Origin of the sequence: Mammaliicoccus sp. K-M42 (assembly GCF_022386375.1) — a bacterium.
Classification (GTDB): Bacteria; Bacillota; Bacilli; order Staphylococcales; family Staphylococcaceae; genus Mammaliicoccus; species Mammaliicoccus fleurettii.
On the sequence record NZ_JAJNIS010000059.1, the window covers coordinates 1 to 227 of the forward strand.

Sequence of the window (227 nt, forward strand, 5' to 3'; positions counted from 1 at the left end):
AACGAGGTGCTTTATGTATAAAAATTATAACATGTCTCAATTAACGCTACCACTAGATATTGAAGTTTTAATTCCAAAAAATGATATTGCGTATTTTGTAAATCAAATTGTAGAAACGATACCTAATGAAGAATTCTACGAATTTACTCACGCTCGTGGTGCATCCTCATATCATCCTAAATTAATGTTAAAGATTATACTCTATTCATATACACAATCTGTTTTCT

The 227-nt window shown here is 29.1% G+C and carries 1 protein-coding gene; it reads left to right on the top strand.

Features of this window, described 5'->3' with window-relative positions; genetic code table 11:
• Positions 1–13: 13 nt before the first annotated feature.
• A partial coding sequence (locus tag LQ668_RS12350) for a transposase (protein ID WP_481817220.1) occupies positions 14–227 on the top strand: 214 nt, incomplete at its 3' end.